This window comes from Ruegeria sp. HKCCA5839, assembly GCF_013035585.1.
GTDB lineage: Bacteria > Pseudomonadota > Alphaproteobacteria > Rhodobacterales > Rhodobacteraceae > Ruegeria.
In genome coordinates this window covers 360,537-375,706 of the sequence record NZ_WQIE01000002.1, presented here as the reverse complement: position 1 = coordinate 375,706, position 15,170 = coordinate 360,537, and the positions used below count along the sequence as shown (strand labels likewise).

General features: G+C 58.2%; 16 protein-coding genes. 13 read left to right on the top strand and 3 right to left on the bottom strand.

All coding sequences use genetic code 11. The features are described from left to right. Positions 1-24: 24 nt before the first annotated feature. Positions 25-777: a bifunctional demethylmenaquinone methyltransferase/2-methoxy-6-polyprenyl-1,4-benzoquinol methylase UbiE gene (ubiE, locus tag GOV38_RS07415; RefSeq protein ID WP_171208640.1), complete on the top strand. Its 753-nt coding sequence runs from the start codon at positions 25-27 to the stop codon at positions 775-777. Further along, a complete protein-coding gene (ubiB, locus tag GOV38_RS07410) occupies positions 778-2,307 on the top strand; it encodes a 2-polyprenylphenol 6-hydroxylase (protein ID WP_171208639.1) in 1,530 nt (509 codons plus the stop codon). It begins immediately after the preceding gene. 98 nt (positions 2,308-2,405) lie between these two features. Here the strand turns inward: ubiB and GOV38_RS07405 are convergent, their stop codons facing one another. Further along, positions 2,406-3,581, bottom strand: coding sequence for an acetyl-CoA C-acyltransferase family protein (locus GOV38_RS07405; protein ID WP_171208638.1), 1,176 nt, complete (start codon positions 3,579-3,581; stop codon positions 2,406-2,408). Between the two features lie 111 nt (positions 3,582-3,692). On the opposite strand from GOV38_RS07405, the gene GOV38_RS07400 reads away from it, so the two are divergent. The 10 genes from GOV38_RS07400 (at position 3,693) to GOV38_RS07355 (ending at position 11,862) form a co-directional block, all read left to right on the top strand. Then, positions 3,693-4,259, top strand: coding sequence for a helix-turn-helix domain-containing protein (locus GOV38_RS07400; RefSeq protein ID WP_171097917.1), 567 nt, complete (start codon positions 3,693-3,695; stop codon positions 4,257-4,259). A 109-nt stretch (positions 4,260-4,368) separates the two neighbouring features. Next, complete coding sequence (locus tag GOV38_RS07395; RefSeq protein WP_171208637.1) at positions 4,369-5,556, top strand: glycine C-acetyltransferase; 1,188 nt, start codon at positions 4,369-4,371, stop codon at positions 5,554-5,556. Beyond that, the gene (locus GOV38_RS07390; protein ID WP_171208636.1) at positions 5,553-6,503 is read left to right on the top strand and encodes a cysteine synthase family protein; all 951 of its coding nucleotides are present in this window, start codon (positions 5,553-5,555) and stop codon (positions 6,501-6,503) included. The genes GOV38_RS07395 and GOV38_RS07390 overlap by 4 nt, the downstream gene beginning before the upstream one ends. A gap of 19 nt (positions 6,504-6,522) precedes the next feature. Next, positions 6,523-7,551 (top strand): L-threonine 3-dehydrogenase, encoded by a 1,029-nt coding sequence (gene tdh, locus GOV38_RS07385; RefSeq protein WP_171208753.1) that lies wholly within the window; start codon positions 6,523-6,525, stop codon positions 7,549-7,551. Between the two features lie 72 nt (positions 7,552-7,623). Next, a complete protein-coding gene (locus GOV38_RS07380) occupies positions 7,624-8,451 on the top strand; it encodes an alpha/beta hydrolase (protein ID WP_171208635.1) in 828 nt (275 codons plus the stop codon). A gap of 170 nt (positions 8,452-8,621) precedes the next feature. Next, positions 8,622-9,176, top strand: a complete 555-nt coding sequence (locus GOV38_RS07375; RefSeq protein ID WP_171208634.1) for a putative glycolipid-binding domain-containing protein — start codon at positions 8,622-8,624, stop codon at positions 9,174-9,176. Between the two features lie 265 nt (positions 9,177-9,441). Beyond that, a complete protein-coding gene (locus GOV38_RS07370) occupies positions 9,442-9,714 on the top strand; it encodes a PepSY domain-containing protein (RefSeq protein WP_171133615.1) in 273 nt (90 codons plus the stop codon). 23 nt (positions 9,715-9,737) lie between these two features. Further along, entirely contained in the window at positions 9,738-10,232 is a 495-nt protein-coding gene (locus GOV38_RS07365) for a LuxR C-terminal-related transcriptional regulator (protein WP_171208633.1), read from the top strand. 154 nt (positions 10,233-10,386) lie between these two features. Then, a complete protein-coding gene (locus tag GOV38_RS07360; RefSeq protein ID WP_171208632.1) occupies positions 10,387-11,076 on the top strand; it encodes an outer membrane protein in 690 nt (229 codons plus the stop codon). A 54-nt stretch (positions 11,077-11,130) separates the two neighbouring features. Then, complete coding sequence (locus tag GOV38_RS07355) at positions 11,131-11,862, top strand: glycosyltransferase family 25 protein (RefSeq protein ID WP_171208631.1); 732 nt, start codon at positions 11,131-11,133, stop codon at positions 11,860-11,862. A 73-nt stretch (positions 11,863-11,935) separates the two neighbouring features. Here the strand turns inward: GOV38_RS07355 and GOV38_RS07350 are convergent, their stop codons facing one another. After that, a complete protein-coding gene (locus GOV38_RS07350; protein ID WP_171097899.1) occupies positions 11,936-12,586 on the bottom strand; it encodes a peroxiredoxin in 651 nt (216 codons plus the stop codon). 222 nt (positions 12,587-12,808) lie between these two features. On the opposite strand from GOV38_RS07350, the gene GOV38_RS07345 reads away from it, so the two are divergent. Next, complete coding sequence (locus GOV38_RS07345) at positions 12,809-14,248, top strand: aldehyde dehydrogenase family protein (RefSeq protein ID WP_171097898.1); 1,440 nt, start codon at positions 12,809-12,811, stop codon at positions 14,246-14,248. A 112-nt stretch (positions 14,249-14,360) separates the two neighbouring features. On the opposite strand, the gene GOV38_RS07340 is transcribed toward GOV38_RS07345, so the two are convergent. After that, positions 14,361-15,068, bottom strand: coding sequence for a helix-turn-helix domain-containing protein (locus GOV38_RS07340; RefSeq protein ID WP_171208630.1), 708 nt, complete (start codon positions 15,066-15,068; stop codon positions 14,361-14,363). Positions 15,069-15,170: the final 102 nt, after the last annotated feature.

Sequence of the window (15,170 nt, the reverse complement as noted above, 5' to 3'; positions counted from 1 at the left end):
GAAATTCGACAAACGGCAAGGCAAATGTCCGACAGCAACGACAAGACCACTCATTTCGGGTTCGAAACCGTGCGCGAGGCTGAAAAGGCCGGGCGGGTGCAAGGCGTATTCAACTCGGTCGCCTCGAAATATGACGTGATGAATGATGTCATGTCGATGGGCATTCACCGGGTCTGGAAAGACGCAATGATGGATTGGTTGGCCCCGCGCCCCGGTCAGCACCTGCTGGATGTGGCAGGCGGCACCGGCGACATTTCCTTCCGCTTTCTCAAACGCGCGGGCCACGGCCACGCCACCGTTTTGGACCTGACCGAACCCATGCTGGTCGAAGGCCGCCAGCGCGCCGAAGCCGACCAGATGGCCGATAGCCTGAACTGGGTGGTCGGCGACGCGATGGCCCTGCCCTTCGACGACAACAGCTTTGACGTCTATACGATTTCTTTCGGCATCCGGAACGTGACCCGCCCGCAAGAGGCTCTGAATGAGGCATATCGCGTTCTGAAACCCGGTGGCCGCCTGATGGTGCTGGAGTTCAGCCAACTGCCCAATGATGGACTTCAAAAGCTCTACGACCTCTACAGCTTCAACGTCATTCCCCACATGGGCAAACTGATCGCCAACGACTATGACAGCTATCAGTATCTGGTGGAATCGATCCGCAAATTCCCCGACCAGGATACCTTTCTGGGCATGGTCCGAGCCGCTGGATTTGAAAACGCCAAATACCGCAATCTCAGCATGGGCATCGCGGCGCTGCATTCCGGTTGGAAGATCTGAATGCGCGGCCCCCACAACATCATCCGCCTGATCCGCACAGGCGCCACGCTGGAGCGCACCGGCGCCATGAACGTGGTGTTGGACGCGTTCGAGGCCCCGCGCGCCTTGCGGATCGTGGCGCATGCGTTGGGCAAACCGTTCCAATGGCTGGGCTACAAAGGCGACCCGTCAATGCCTCCGGCCACCCGCGCGCTCACGGCTCTGGGCCCGGCCTACATCAAGTTCGGACAGGTGCTCTCGACCCGCCCCGATGTGGTCGGGGATGAACTGGCCGAACAACTTCGCGTGTTGCAAGACAAGCTGCCTCCTTTCTCCAAAGCCAAGGCCATGGCCGAAGTTGAGAAAGAGCTGGGTCAGCCCGTCTCGGACATCTTCAGCGAGTTCAGCGAACCCATCGCAGCCGCCTCGATCGCGCAGGTACACAAGGCCAAGCTGGTCAGCACCGGCGAGGATGTTGCGGTCAAAGTGCTGCGCCCGGGCATCGAACGCGCCTTCCGCAAAGATGTCGACGCGTTCTATTTCGCAGCCCGCATCGTTCAGCTTTGTGCCCCCGGGGCCCGCCGTCTGCGCCCGATGGAAGTGATCGAGCATTTCGACGGCGTGGTCCGAGGTGAGTTGGACCTGCGCCTGGAAAGTGCCGCAGCCTCGGAATATGCCGCAAACACCAAGGATGATGCAGGGTTCTGGCTGCCGCCGGTGGTCTGGTCCCTCTCTGCCCGCCGGGTGATGACACTCAGCTGGGCAGATGGCATCCCGTTGGGCGAAAATGACGCCCTGGATGCGGCTGGCCATAATCGCCACGACCTGGCCCAACGCGTTCTGCGCCTATTCTTGCTGCACGCCCTGCGCGATGGCTATTTCCACGCCGATATGCACCAGGGCAACCTCAAGGTCGCGGCCAATGGGGATATCATTGCGTATGACTACGGCATCATGGGCCATATCGACGAATACACCCGCCGGGTCTATGCCGAGATCCTCTTTGGCTTCATCCGCCGCGACTATAAACGCGTCGCCGAAGTGCATTTCGAGGCTGGATATGTCCCCGCCAACCAGGACGTCGACGAATTTGCCCGCGCCCTGCGCGCCGTGGGTGAACCGATCTTTGGCATGGACGCCACCCATATCTCGATGGGTCGCCTTCTGAACTATCTGTTCGAGGTCACCGAGCGTTTCGGCATGGAGACCCGCACCGAGCTGATCCTGCTGCAGCGCACGATGGTGGTGGTCGAAGGCGTCGCCCGTTCGCTGGACCCCCATATCAACATCTGGGAGGTCGCGCGCCCTGTGGTCGAAGACTATATCAAACAGTCGATAGGCCCGCGCGCGGCGCTCCGCGATTTTGGCAAAACCGCTTTGGTACTGGCTCGGTTCGGCCCACGCCTGCCTGCGCTGGTCGAAGACGCCCTGATCGCCCAAACCCAAAAAGACGACCCCAGCGGCAAGGGGCTTGGCGCGACCCTGCTACCGGCGTTCATCGGCGCTGCCGCGGGCGTCGTCGCAACACTGTTGATCATGACACTCGGATAAACCCAACCCGTTTGCTTTGTCTGGCTGAAGATATCCTCGCGGGGAAACACTCCCTCAGCGTGAAGGGGGGCGGACAGCCCCCTTCCTAAACAGGCGGATCAAAGTCGCTCTATGGCAATCGCTATCCCCTGACCACCGCCAATACACATGGTGATCAGCCCTTTTGAGCCTCCGATACGCACCAGTTCATACAGAGCCTTCAAGGTGATGATCGCGCCGGTCGCACCAACCGGGTGCCCCAAGGCAATCGCACCCCCGTTCGGGTTCACTTTGGCAGCGTCCAGTCCAAGTTCCTGATTGACCGCCAAAGCCTGCGCGGCAAAGGCCTCGTTGCTTTCGATCACATCGAAATCATCGGCGGACAAGCCGGTCTTGGCAAACAGGTTCTGTACCGCAGGAACGGGACCAATGCCCATCACCTCAGGCCGAACACCCGCGTGGGCATAACCGAGAATGCGCGCTTTAGGCTTCAAACCGGCCTTCGCTGCCGCATCCGCCGTGGCCAGAACCATCGCTGCCGCACCATCGTTGATGCCCGATGCATTGCCCGCAGTCACGCGCCCGTCTTTCTTGAACACCGGACGCAAACCGGCCAGTGCCTCAGCCGTGGTCGCTTTGGGATGTTCATCCACCTTGAAATCGACCACGTCGCGTTTGACCTTGACCTGCACCGGCGCGATTTGGGTGTCGAAATACCCGGCCTCAATCGCCTCCGCTGCCCGGCTCTGACTGGTCAACGCAAACGCATCCATCTGTTCCCGGCTGATCTGATGCTCGTCCGCGACATTTTCCGCCGTCACACCCATATGACCAGTGCCAAAGGGACAGTTCAACGCGCCCAGCATCATATCCAATGAGGTCACATCCCCCATCTTTGCGCCCCAGCGCGCCTGCGGCACGATATACGGACTGCGCGACATGCTTTCGGCCCCACCTGCCACGGCAAACTCGGCATCGCCTAGCATCAACGATTGAACCGCCGAAACAATCGCCTGCGCGCCCGATCCACATAACCGGTTCACATTCATTGCAGGCGTTCCGTTGGGAATGCCCGCCTGCATCGCAGCGACCCGCGACAGGTACATATCGCGCGGCTCGGTATTGATGACGTGACCGAATACAACATGCCCGATCTGCGCGCCTTGAACACCAGACCGTTCCAGTGCTGCCTCGGTCGCGACTGTCGCCAGATCAATCGGGGCTGTCGAAGACAAAGCGCCACCAAACGTGCCGATGGCGGTCCGCGCACCATCCAGAATTACTACATCCGTCATGTTTTCTCCTCCAAACTCTGCGCGTTTTGCTCTTGCAACATGATCTGCATATTCCGTGAGCTGTCACGACCGGAATTGACATTACGTTACGCAACACGCATGGATTCCGTCATGACGGAAGACACAGACGATATCCTGAACCTTTTGCCCGCCCGACTAAAAGAGGCGCGCCGCGCCAAAGGGCTGTCCCTTGAGGCGGTTGCAAATCTCAGCGGTGTCTCACGCTCGATGGTCAGCCAGATCGAGCGCGGTGAAAGCAGCCCAACGATATCGACATTGTGGAACCTGACACGCGCCTTGCAAGTGGACTTTGCCGGGCTGCTGGATGGCACCAAAGCCGAAGACCAGATCGAGGTGCTCAGAAAAGCCGAAGTGCCCAGCATCGACAATATGGGGCAGAACTGTCGGATCCGCATTCTCTCACCCCCTGAAGAAGCGGGGGGGCACGAGGTCTATGACATCCGTTTCGACACAGGTGGCGCGTTGCACAGCCAACCGCATATGCGCGGCGCGCAGGAACAGCTGACTGTGTTGGAAGGTGACGTGAGCGTCACTTCAGGCAACGCAACCTCAGAACTGACGCAAGGCGACACTGCCCGTTATAATGCGGATGTTGCCCACTCCATCGCATCACTTGGTGGCCCGGCGCGGGTCTTTCTGATCGTCAAGAACGCCTGACACGGCAGATTTCCGCCTTCACGGAAACTTTTCCGTAATTACGAACATCCCCTATTTGGGAAATCCATCCGTTATGTTAGATACGCGACTCAGATGAACGGAGATCGCCATGGCAGATGCATTCCTGTCCCACATTGCGGACACCCTTGTGCAAATCGAATCCGAGGGGCTTTATAAACACGAACGCATGATCACCTCGCCCCAGGGCGGAGAGATCACGGTGGGCGACCGTCGCGTAATCAACCTCTGCGCCAACAACTATCTGGGTCTGGCCGATCACCCGGCGCTGATAGACGCGGCCAAGGGCGCGATGGAACCCAAAGGGTTCGGCATGGCCTCGGTCCGCTTCATCTGCGGCACGCAGGATATTCACCGTGAGTTGGAACAGAAGCTGGCGCAGTTTCTCAACAAGGACGACGCGATCCTCTTTGCTGCCTGTTTCGATGCGAATGGAGGTCTGTTCGAGCCTTTGTTAGGCCCGGAAGATGCGATCATTTCGGACAGTCTGAACCATGCGTCGATCATCGACGGCGTGCGCCTGTGCAAGGCCAAACGGTATCGTTACATGAACAATGACATGAACGACCTCGAAGCCTGGCTCAAACAAGCGCGCGCTGATGGTGCGCGGCATATCATGATTGCCACGGACGGCGTGTTTTCGATGGATGGCTATTTGGCCAATCTGCCCAAGATCCGCGAACTGGCCGACACATATGACGCGGTTGTCATGGTCGATGATTGCCACGCCACTGGTTTCATGGGGCCACGCGGTGCAGGAACACCAGATCACTTCGGTGTGGACGTCGACATTCTGACGGGAACCTTGGGCAAAGCACTGGGGGGAGCAATCGGCGGCTATATCGCAGGGCCGCAGCCAGTGATCGACCTGCTGCGGCAGCGGGCGCGGCCCTATCTGTTTTCGAACTCGCTGCCGCCCTCGATCGTTGCTGCCGGGCTGGAGGCGATCCAACTGGTTGAACATGGTGAGCAGTTGCGCGCGCAGCTGTTCGACAATGCAAAATATTGGCGCGCGGGGCTAGAGGCCCTTGGCTTTGACCTTTTGCCTGGTGAACACCCCATCATCCCAGTGATGCTGGGCGAAGCAACGCTGGCGCAAGAGATGGCCTCGCGCCTGTTTGACGAGGGCGTTTATGTGTCGGGCTTTTTCTTCCCGGTTGTTCCACGCGGGCAGGCCCGGATCCGTACTCAGATGAACGCCGCTTTGACTCAAGATGAACTGGACCGCGCCCTGGCGGCCTTTGGCAAGGTTGGCAAAGCGCTTGGTGTGATCTCGTGATCCTGCCCTCTGTCATCGACGCAATTGGAAACACGCCGCTTGTCGAGTTGACTCGGTTGAGCCAGCAGCTTGTCCTGGACGGCCGCATTCTGGCCAAGCTCGACTATTTGCTGCCAGGATTTTCCAAGAAGGACCGTGCCGCCAAAGCGATCATCGAAATGGCGCGCGCGGACGGCACATTGGCCCCGGGGCAAACCGTGGTCGAATTGACCTCGGGCAATATGGGAACCGGTCTGGCGATAGTCTGCGGCATTCTGGGCCATCCCTTCATCGCGGTGATGAGCGCAGGAAATTCGGTCGAACGCGCCCGAATGATGCGCGCCTTGGGGGCCGAGGTTGTGATCGTACCGCAGGCCGATGGCAGCAAACCCGGCGAAGTTTCGGGCGCTGATCTGGCCCTGGTGGACGAGGCGGCACAACGGATCACGCAGGAACGGAACGCCTTTCGCGCAGATCAGTTTGGCCATGTCGGAAACCCCTTGGCCCACGCAACAGGCACCGGGCCCGAAATTTGGGACCAATCAGGCGGCGCTGTCACCGCCTTCTGCGACTTCGCCGGTTCGGGCGGCACACTGGCAGGAGCAGCGGAATACCTGACACCGCGCGGCGTGAACTGCTATGCGGTTGAGCCGGAAGGGGCCCGCGCATTGGCCGGGGAACCCATCAACGCACCGGATCATCCCATTCAAGGCGGCGGTTACGCGATGAGCGAACTGGCGCATCTGAATGAAACGGTTTTGGCCGGTCACCTCTCTGTTTCTGGCGACGCAGCCCGCGATTGCGCACGGCTGCTGGCGCGGACCGAAGGCATTTTCGCGGGCTACTCCGCCGGGGCCAACCTGGCCGCCGCGATTCAACTGCTGCGCGGGACAGAAAGAGGCGGCTGCGTTGCCATCATCATGTGTGACAGCGGATTGAAATACCTGTCCACCGATCTGTGGGAGTGACCCCATGAAACCCAACACGATGAAAGCGCTCGAAAAGTCCAAGCCCAAGGAAGGTCTGTGGATGGTACAGGCTCCAGTGCCCGAAATCGGACCGGATGAGGTTCTGATCCGCGTCACCAAAACCGGGATCTGCGGCACCGATATCCATATCTGGAACTGGGATGAATGGGCCGCCGCAACCGTTCCTGTACCGATGATCACCGGACATGAGTTCGCCGGTGAGATTGTCGAGATCGGGCGCAACGTCACCGGGTTGAACATTGGCCAGCGCTGCTCGGGCGAAGGGCATCTGATCACTCCAGACAGCCGTCAAAGCCGCGCAGGCAAGTTCCACCTTGACCCGGGCACGCGCGGCATCGGTGTGAATGAACAAGGCGCGTTTGCGCAATATCTGAAGCTGCCAGCCTTTAACGTTGTCCCACTGCCCGATGACATTCCTGATGAGATCGGAGCGATCCTTGATCCGCTGGGCAACGCTGTGCACACCGCGCTGAGTTTCGATCTGCTGGGTGAGGATGTACTGATCACAGGCGCCGGCCCCATCGGGATCATGGCCGCCGCTGTCGCCCGCCATGCCGGGGCGCGGCATGTGGTGATCACCGATATCAACGCCGACCGCCTGACCCTGGCCGAACACGTGGTGCCAACCGTGCGCACCGTGAATGTGGCGAAAGAAGCACTGCCCGACGTCATCACGGAACTCGGCATGACGCAGGGCTTTGATGTCGGGCTTGAGATGTCAGGCTCACAAGCGGCGCTCGACCAGATGGTCGAAGCCCTTGTCATGGGCGGTAAGATCGCCTTGCTGGGGATCCCACCCGGCACGTCGCCGGTGGATTGGTCGCAGATCGTGTTCAAGGCCATCACCATCAAAGGCGTCTATGGCCGCGAGATGTTTGAGACCTGGTACAAGATGATCGCCATGTTGCAGAACGGTCTGGATGTCAGCCGGGTCATTACCCATCGCTTTGCCGTGGATGATTTCGCCCAAGGGTTCGCAGCGATGAAGTCCGGCCAATCGGGCAAGGTGGTTCTGGACTGGCGCTAAGCGGTTGGCAAACCCGTGAAGTGCCCTCTAAACATAAGGCACAGGGCAACCCAGCGGAGCCAAAATCACCCCATGCTGTATCGCGGATTTTCGCAAGACGAACTTGAACAGGCCTATTCCCCAAGCTCGATGGTCGGGGGCGACATCTCCCCCTATCTGGCCAGCTATGCCGCCCTCAGCGCGCAGGCCCGGGCAGACAATACAGTGCGCGAAAATCTGCGCTATGGCGACGCGCCCATGCAGGTTCTTGACTTCTTTCCAGCGCGCGATGCGAATGCGCCGTTACATGTGTTCATACATGGTGGCTATTGGCGCGCGCTCAGCCAGCGCGACTCGGCCGTGATGGCCCCGGCAATCGTTGATGCCGGGCAGAGTTTTGCGACACTGAACTATACGCTGGCCCCCGATGCCCGTTTGCCTCAGATGATCTCGGAATGTCGCGATGCTCTGCTCTGGCTCGCCCAAGAGGCTCAGGCGCTGGGCATAGACCCGCGTAGGATCACCCTGTCGGGCCACAGCGCCGGCGCGCATCTGGCCGCCATGGTGATGGCCACATCCGCCGACGCGCTCGCCAAAGCAGGGCTGCGGTTGCGCGAGGTTATTCTGATCAGCGGCGTTTTTGATCTGGAACCGATCAGCCTTGTATCGGTGAACGAGCCCCTTCAATTGACCCCCGTCGACATTCACGACCTGTCTCCGATCCTGCACCTCCCCACCCCCGGCCCGCACTATCACGTGACGGTGGCCGAACACGACACACCCGAATTCATCCGCCAAAGCCGTGAATACGCCGAAGCCCTGCGCAAGGCCGGGCATTCGGTGAGTTTCGAATTGCAACGCGGCATGCAGCATTTCGACATCATCATGCACCCAAAGACGTTTTTGTCGGGCACGCGGTAGGCGGTGGTTTTAGGGTTGGGCGATTTTGCCACTAACTCACGAGCCAAAGATACAACAAATCGCGTATTCGCGTGGCGCCGTGAGATGGCCCAAACTGCCGCTGTTGTCGCCCATAATAGAGCGTGCCAACATTATTTGGATTCGAAGGCACGGTTACAAAGGTTCGGCATATGCGCACTGCTTGCATACTTTGGCAAAGATTGGATGTTCGAGGTCATGATGCCTGTCGTCTTGAAAAATTGGATGATGGATGGGCATTGAGAGGGACGACAGTTTTCTTAGAAAAGCAAACCGCGACCAGCATCAATTATGAAGTGCGCCATGACGCGGATTGGAAAACGCAAGCGGTTTACGTTTCAGGCTGGGCCGGTGAGACCAACCTGAGCATTGAAATTATACGCAAGGCCAGCGGCACATGGATTCTCAATGGAAGCGTCGCCGAAAGTGTTCGCGGTTCCATAGATATTGATCTGGGATTTACACCCGCGACGAACACCACCGCAATAAGGCGGCTAAACCTTGATGTGGGCCAAAAAGCGCAAGGAGTAGCAGGGTGGCTTGATACTGCTGATTGGCAGCTAAAGCCTCTTGAGCAGTATTACCTGAGGCGGTCTCAGTTTTCGTATGAATACGGCTCGCCAGCTCATCAGTTTCGTTCGGACCTCACAACTAACAGTAGTGGTCTGGTGACGGATTATCCGGGCTTCTGGACTTGCGATAAATGATAGCTTTGTCCGCAGGACGGGCTTTCTTCAAAAACGCCGCGGAACATAGCCACCGCCACATGAAACCCAAAGCCGATAAATCTTAAAATAACAATATATTATACTGAACATCAAGAGTCTTCCAATCTCCTACTCGGGCAGCGGTTGGAATGAAAACCGACATAAACCTTAGTCCAATCCGGCTCATTTCAACCAAAATCCAATCGCAACCACCCTGCCCCGCCCCCAGCTCAATGGCATCGAAACGCGAAAAAGGAGATGCGATATGGAAAACCTGAAAATGCTGACACTTGCCGGATTGATTGCAGCCGTCCCCGCCCTGGCTTTGGCCAATGTCGGGCTCGGCGACAAGCTGGGTACGGATGAGGCCGAAATCCGTGCGGCGCTGGAAGCGCAAGGCTATGTCATCGAAGAGATCGAGTTCGAAGATGGCGAGATCGAGGTTGAACTCAGCAAAGATGGTGTGGAAACTGAACTGGTTCTGTCCGAAACAGAAGGTGTCGTGACCGCCATCGAATTGGAGCAGGACGACGACTGAACGCATGTTGAAAAAGGGGCCCTATGAAGATCTCGCAAACGTCTTTGCTTTGGCTCCTTCTGGTGGTGCAGGCGGTCTGCGCCACCTTCTTCCTGACCGATGCCGCGATGGACTGGACCGGAGGTGAAAGCCCTGGTTTTCGCCATTTGCACGGGTTCGAACTGTTTCTGTCCTTGGCTCTGATCGCAGGGTTGATGGCCACCGTCACATTGATCCGGGAACAGGCCAAACGCGTCCGCGACCTGCAGCGCCAATTGGGTGTGGCCCAGGGTGCCTTCGCGCAGATCATCGAAGCGCAATTTACCGAGTGGAAGCTCAGTAACGCCGAGCGAGACGTGGCGATGCTGTCGCTCAAAGGTCTCTCGATTGCCGAGATCGCCCAGCTGCGGCAAACCAAAGAGGGCACAATCAAAGCCCAAAGCGCCGCGGTTTATCGCAAAGCCGGTGTCACTGGCCGTTTGCAGCTCCTCAGTTTTTTCGTTGAAGAGTTGCTGCCGGACACCGTTTCAAGCCAGTGACATCCTTAACCTAAGCCTGGTCAAGATCAGTCACGGATTTGTGCCCTCACACCGGCCCAACAACCTGTGACACAACGTGAATCCCGCGCGTCTTTCCTTTGGCTTCGCCATCCCCCATCTGAGGGGAAAGCCCAATGAAATAAAGGACGTGAACATGATCTCTCGAATTCTTCTGACCGCAGGTGTCCTTTCGCTCAGCGCCTCAGCCCTTGCAGCGCAAAGCTTGAATGATGGGCTCTATGTTCAGGGCTTTTTGGGCTATAGCCAGCTGCAGGACAGCATCTTCAAGGGCTCTGTCAACGGCGCAAGCCAATCTGTCGACACCGACTTTGACTCGGGCTTTGGCCTCGGCGCTGCCATCGGCAAAGAAATCCCGCAATGGTCAAACGAAACGGTTGGCACCCGGATCGAACTGGAACTGTCCTACCGTGACAATGACGTCGACGGCGTCAACTTTTCCAGCAACGGTCCAACCGGTGAAAGCAATGTGTCAGGCGACATCACGCAAACCTCGCTTTTTGCCAACGTCCTGTTTGACTTCAAGCGCGAAGGCGACTGGACCCCTTATGCAGGATTTGGCTTGGGCGCGACCTATTCCGATATCGACATCAACTATGGCCCAGGCGTTTCACTGGATGACAGCGACACCAATTTCGCAGCCCAGCTGATCGCCGGTGTCGCCTACGACATCTCGGCCACAACCGCGTTCACCGTGGATGCCCGCTATGCCCGCGCTTTCGATGTTTCATCCCAACGTCTCGCCCCAAACGGCGCATCCACCGGCTCGGTCGAGGATGATCTGGACACGTTCAGCATCAATTTCGGCCTGCGCTACAACTTCTGAACCCGACAACAAGGCGACTTCCCTCCTCTGCCCCCGTGTTTTATGCACGGGGGCATGCGCTCATTCGTCATCCATATGTCTTCCAGCACCGCACGTCGCGCCAATGCTGATCGCCTGTGCGCGCAACTGCCGAACGCGGAGCTGTTTGAGGCTGTGAATGGACGGGACCCACAACAGATTGCAAGCGTGGATGTATTTCCCGGAACACTCCACCGCCCGCACTACCCGTTTCCGCTCAAACCTGCGGAAATCGGTGTATTCGAAAGCCATCGTGCCATTTGGCGCAAGATGGTCGAAAATCACATCGATCTGGCCATCATCACGGAAGATGACCTGAGGTTAGACCCTGATCGTTTGGCTAAAGCGCTTGACCTGCTGACCCCGATTGCAACGCCTGATCATTATATTCGAATTCCGGTGAAACAACGCGAAGTACCTGCTGAAGTCCTGGCTGAGAAAGATGACTTGCGTCTGATCCTGCCCAAGGTGATCGGTCTGCAATGCGTGTGCCAATTGGTTGGCCGCCGCGCCGCCGAACGCCTGCTCGCCGCTACAGATCAGATCGACCGCCCGGTCGACACGTTCCTGCAAATGCACTGGATCACTGGTCAGCCCATTCACGCGTTGCAAGGCAGCGGCAACAGGGAAGTCGCGCAAGAGATCGGCGGCTCGACGATTCAAACCAAACCGCCGATGTCAGACAAGCTGACTCGCGAAGTCAAACGCGCGCTGTACAGGGCAAAGCTCCACCTGCATCCGCAACGCCCACCTGCTTCATCTGACTAAAAATATCCTCGGGGGGGATTGCGCCTGCTGGGCGCGATGGGGGGCTGACAGCCCCCCTGACCCGGACCGACCTTTACGACGGCGCCTTGGTCTTGCGCAGATATGGGAAGATCGTCTCGAACTCGCCAAACTTGGCTTTGGCGTCTTCGTTCGACACCGCAGGCGGGATGATCACATCCTCGCCCGGAACCCAATTGGCCGGGGTCGCGACGCCTTTGGACGACATCTGCAACCCATCCAGCGCACGCAGGATTTCGGCAAAATTCCGACCTACAGTCATCGGATAGGTCATCGACAGTTTCAGCTGTTTGTCTGGCCCGATGATAAAGACCGACCGAACCGTCGCACTGTCGGCAGGGGTGCGACCGTCGGGCAAATAGGCCTCGGCGGGTAGCATGTCAAAGGCCTTGGACACAGCCAAGCCATCATCGGCAATGATCGGAAAGCCCGGATTGGCATTGCCATAGGCTTCGATGTCTTTCTTCCACTTCTTGTGGTCCTCGACACCGTCAACCGACACGCCAATCACCTTGGTGTTGCGCGCGGCCCATTCATCGTTCAACTGCGCTACCGCCGAAAACTCGGTGGTGCAGACAGGGGTGAAATCCTTTGGGTGCGAAAACAAAATGGCCCAGCTATCACCAATCCAGTCGTGGAACTGAATGGTCCCCTGGTCCGTTTCGGCTGTGAAATTCGGGACGGTGTCGTTGATACGCAAACCCATGGTGTTCTCCTTTCTTGAGACGCAAGGCGAGTCGGATGCCGCAAACTTAATCACTTTGACCACAGGTTAAACCATTGATCCCCACCCCACGGTCAAATTTCAGGCATCAGTGAAAGTGAAACACCTCTCCGATTTCATCTTGCCTGCCCCGGGGTCTCCTGACAGAGTAGCCCACAAAACCGACCGTATGGTCGGCTAAATCTCGGATCAGGAGGACTGACCATGATCGAAAAGCGTGACTTCTATATCAATGGTGCCTGGGTGGCCCCGTCGGTGTCTCAAGATTTCGAAGTGATCAACCCGTCTACCGAAGAACCCTGCGCCGTGATCTCTCTGGGTGGTCAAGCGGACACAGATGCCGCGGTCGCCGCCGCCAAAGCCGCTTTGCCGGGCTGGATGGCCACACCGGTCGAAGACCGGATCGCGCTGGTGGAAAAGCTGGTCGATATATACGCAACCCGATCCGAGGATCTGGCCCAAGCCATGTCACTGGAAATGGGCGCGCCCATCGACATGGCCCGCAACCAGCAGTCGGGCGCGGGCATCTATCACCTGAAAAACTTCATTCGCGCGGCCAAAGCCTTCCCCTTCGAACGCCCGTTGGGCGATCATGCGCCCAATGACCGGATCATCTACGAGGCGGTGGGCGTGGCCGCTCTGATCACGCCTTGGAACTGGCCGATGAATCAGATCACGCTCAAGGTTGGAGCTGCGGCCATTGCGGGCTGTACTATGGTGCTGAAACCTTCTGAACAAAGCCCGCTCAACGCGATGATCTTTGCCGAAATGATGGATGAGGCCGGTTTCCCCGCGGGCGTCTTCAACCTTGTGAATGGTGATGGCGCGGGTGTCGGCTCACAGCTTTCGGCGCACCCGGATGTGGACATGATCAGCTTTACCGGCTCGACCCGGGCAGGCACCGCGATCTCCAAAAATGCCGCAGATACACTGAAAAAAGTGCATCTGGAACTGGGCGGCAAAGGCGCAAATGTGGTTTTTGCCGATGCCGATGAAAAGGCGGTGAAACGCGGTGTGCTACATATGATGAACAACACCGGCCAAAGCTGTAACGCCCCCAGCCGCATGCTGGTCCAGCGCCCGATTTACGATCAGGCCGTCGAGACCGCCGCGCAGGTGGCCAATAAGGTCTCGGTCGGTCCGGCCTCGGACGAAGGGCGCCATATCGGCCCGGTGGTAAATGAGCTGCAATGGACCAAAATTCAGAACCTGATCCAGAAAGGTATCGACGAGGGCGCGCGGCTTGTGGCCGGAGGCACCGGTCGCCCTGATGGACTAAACAAAGGCTATTACGTGCGCCCGACCGTCTTTGCCGACGCCACCAACCAAATGACCATCGCCCGCGAAGAGATCTTTGGCCCTGTCCTGACTATGATCCCTTTCGACACCGAAGAAGAGGCCATCGAAATCGCCAATGACACGCCCTACGGGCTGACAAACTATGTGCAGACCCAAGACGGAGACCGCGCCAACCGCATGGCCCGCGCCCTAAGGTCCGGCATGGTCGAAATGAACGGCCAATCCCGCAGCGCAGGTGCGCCATTCGGAGGCATGAAACAATCCGGCAACGGCCGCGAAGGCGGGGTCTGGGGTCTGGAAGACTTCCTTGAGGTCAAAGCCGTCGGAGGCTGGGCCGCGGAATAGCCTGGTTCGCGCGTACCGGAGCGACTTTTCGCAGCTGGCGCGATCCGAGATGTCGCAATGTTGCTTGGAGCCCATACCTCCCAAATGCTGCACGCTAAGCGAATGTCCGCTGTTACTCCGGGTTCAGCGGGAGGATGCGAGGAACCTTCGCGAAGGGTGCGGGGGGCAGCCAGTTTTGGAATGTCCGAGCCAGTCGTGGATCACCACTCAGAAAAAATGACCCCCGCTCAGTCTCTTTGGCCAATGTGGTGCGTCCCATTATGATTCCGCCCATCGCGACCAACGTAGTTTCCACATACAGGTCAACATCCAGATCAGGATCGTGAACGCAAAGTTCAGGAGGCGCTCCTCGCTGGGCCAGAAACCAAAATGTGTCGTAGTCTGTTGGCTCGTCTCTGAAATGAAAGCGGATTACTGACCGCTTGTCAGGCAGAGCATCTACCTGGAGGACGCTTTGACATTTCCACATCATCGGCGAGGCCAGCGTTCCAGCGAGAGCGACCTCTGCCTCAATATTCTGTTGCGCCCAGACACCGAGCGCCTTGATGACCGGTTCCAGAGCTTCGGACTTGGGCGTGCGAAAGTAGTCTACAGAACCAGTCGCATTATCTTTGACACGCTCCACCAGACCATTGCGCTCCATTTCGGAAAGTCGCCGAGACAGAACGCCGGGGGAGATGCTGCCAAGGCGTCGCCGCAACGTGTTGAACCTGGTGGCTCCGGCCCAAATCTCAGTCAGGATTGGAATAGTCCATCGAGGTTCCAGCAATTGGCTGGCGCGTGAAATCGGGCATAGAAGACCGTATGGTTTGACGTTCATAAGAAACTCCTCAGCGTCCATAATACCCAGCAAAGGCACTTGGGCTAGTACGTCTGAAGTACCAGCGTCAGTACTTCCCACGCACTACTCTGATAGGACTGC